Consider the following 2849-nt stretch of genomic DNA (forward strand, 5'->3'; position numbering starts at 1 on the left):
TTGTAAAAGGCGTTGTTGTAAATGCTGATGTACCAAAATCTTTAAATCCTTTTCCTAACAATGCACCACGTAACAGGTTAGGCTTAGCAATGTGGTTAGTGGCAAAAGAAAATCCTTTAACTGCACGAACAATCGTTAACAGAATATGGGAACAATTATTTGGAATGGGCCTCGCCGAAACGCTGGAAGATATGGGCACACAGGGCATACAGCCTGAGCATACAGCATTATTAGATTGGTTAAGCTGGCGTTTTATGCATGAAAATAAATGGAGTTTGAAAAAATTGATGAAGGAAATTATGATGAGTGCAACTTACATGCAGCAATCAAATGTAAATGCAGCACTGTTAGAAAAAGATCCTTACAATAAATTTTATGCAAGGGGCCCACGGGTAAGGTTAAGTGCAGAACAAATTAGAGACCAGGCATTAGCAGCAAGTGGCTTACTCAGCACTAAAATGTACGGCCCGCCGGTTATGCCGTGGCAGCCAAAAGGTATTTGGTTATCGCCATGGAATGGTTACCAATGGAAAATAAGTAAAGGCGAAGACCAGTACCGCCGTGCAGTATATACATTTTGCAAAAGAACTGCAGGTTACCCAAGTATGCTTGCTTTTGATGGAGTAGCAAGAGAAGTTTGTGTGAGCAGAAGAATTAGAACCAATTCGCCATTGCAGGCGTTGGTAACGTTAAATGATTCGGTGTATTTAGAAGCCTCCAATTTTTTTGCGGTTAAATTATTAAAAGAAAACACAAACAGCAGTACAGACGATTTAATAAAAATGGCTTATGCAAAAACAATGCTGCACAGTATTGATGATAAAAGTTTAGCAGCATTAAAAAAATTATTTGAAACTGCAATACTTTCCTATACCAAAAATGCTGCTGCAAAAGAAAAAATATTATCTAATAATGAAATAAAAAAACTTGAAGCTGCTGCATTAACAATAGTGGTAAATGCAATTTTTAATTTAGATGAATTTGTAACAAAGAATTAAAATATTTTTCTCATGAAAAATAATTCAAAAATATTTAAAGAGTCGCAGGAAGAAGTAAACCGCTTTTATACCCGGCGCCATTTTTTAAGAGAAGCTTCTTTTGGCTTTGGTGGTTTGGCATTGGCTAATTTATTAGGCGGTTGCAGTATAGGAAATTCAAATCCATCTTCAAATATTTTATTTGATCCTGCAAATCCTTTGTTGCCAAAAATGCCGCTATTTGCAGGCAAAGCAAAAGCTGTAATTTATTTACACATGGCCGGCGCACCATCGCAATTAGAGTTGTTTGATTATAAACCTGAGCTGATGAAAATGGATGGACAGGATTGTCCGCAGAGTTTACTGGAAGGAAAAAAATTCGCTTTCATCCGTGGTGTACCAAAAATGCTGGGGCCGCAGGCAACATTTAAACAGCGTGGACAAAGCGGTGCATGGGTAAGCGATTTTTTACCACACTTTGCCGGCATTGCAGATGAAGTAAGTTTTTTAAAAGCAGTTACAACAGATCAGTTTAATCATGCGCCTGCACAATTGTTGATGCACACCGGCTCTGCAAGATTAGGAAGGCCAAGCATGGGTTCGTGGGTAACGTATGGATTAGGAACAGAGAATCAAAACCTGCCGGGATATGTTGTGCTTACATCCGGCGGTAAAAATCCTGATAGCGGAAAAAGTGTTTGGGGCAATGGTTTTTTACCGAGTGTTTACCAGGGTGTGCAGTGCCGTAGTGAAGGCGATCCGGTTTTATTTATTAAAGATCCCGATGGTATCGACAGAGATTTACGCAAAGCAAGTATCAACACCATTAATGAAATTAATCAGCAGCAATACCAGGAGTTTAAAGACCCGGAGACGCTTAGCCGCATTGCACAATATGAGATGGCATACAAAATGCAAATTTCTGTACCGGGTGTTATGAATATTAATGATGAGCCGCAATACATTCAGGAAATGTATGGCACTAAGCCCGGCAAAGAATGTTTTGCAAATAATGTTTTACTTGCAAGAAAGTTGGTTGAGAAAGGTGTACGCTTTGTACAACTTTTCGATTGGGGCTGGGATGCACATGGTACCGATCCGGATTTGTCCATTGATATCGGACACACCAATAAATGCCGCAGCGTTGATAAAGCAATGACCGCATTAATTTTAGATTTAAAACAAAGAGGTTTGTTAGACGAAGTGCTGGTAGTTTGGGGTGGCGAATTTGGGCGTACACCCATGCAGGAAAACCGTGAAGGAAAAACAATGCCGTTTAAAGGAAGAGATCATCACACCGAAGCATTTACAATTTGGATGGCTGGCGGCGGAATAAAAAAAGGCGGCAGCTTTGGCGAGACAGATGAAATTGGTTACAGCGCCATCAATGGAAAAACAAATGCATTTGATATTCAGGCTACCATTTTAAATCAGCTGGGTTTTAATCATGAAAAATTTACGTACCAGTTTCAGGGCAGGCCATTTAGATTAACAGATGTGAGTGGAAGAGTGATAACGGAAATTGTAGGGTAAACCCCCATTCCCTAAAGGGGGAAATACATTGGAAGAATATATATAGTCTGATTAATATTTAAAAATGAACAATGATTTTTTTGATCACCAGCTTTTGTTCCCTGATTGGGCGACATTGGCGACGCTCCATTCAAGGATATATCATTGGTCAACTTTTTTTGAACCCATAATAAATCTCAGATTCATAAAAAATGAAACAGGAAATTATTTCTCAGCTTCACAGCAATTTTGAATTAGCGGTTAATGAAAATGACGGTGTTGAATATTGGCTTGCAAGAGATTTGCAACTTTTGCTGGGCTACAATGAATGGCGGAATTTTATAAAAGTTATTGATAAAG

The 2849-nt window shown here is 38.9% G+C and carries 2 protein-coding genes; both read left to right on the forward strand.

The features are described from left to right. The coding region (locus ACY65O_RS12510; RefSeq protein ID WP_462221192.1) for a DUF1553 domain-containing protein at nt 1-998 on the forward strand (998 nt) is incomplete at its 5' end. Nucleotides 999-1010: 12 nt separating this feature from the next. Beyond that, nucleotides 1011-2510 carry a DUF1501 domain-containing protein gene (locus ACY65O_RS12515; protein ID WP_462221193.1) on the forward strand — a complete coding sequence of 500 codons (1500 nt, stop codon included), beginning with the start codon at nt 1011-1013 and terminating at the stop codon, nt 2508-2510. Nucleotides 2511-2849: the final 339 nt, after the last annotated feature.

The sequence above is a fragment of the Ferruginibacter sp. genome (assembly GCF_031430955.1).
GTDB lineage: Bacteria > Bacteroidota > Bacteroidia > Chitinophagales > Chitinophagaceae > Ferruginibacter.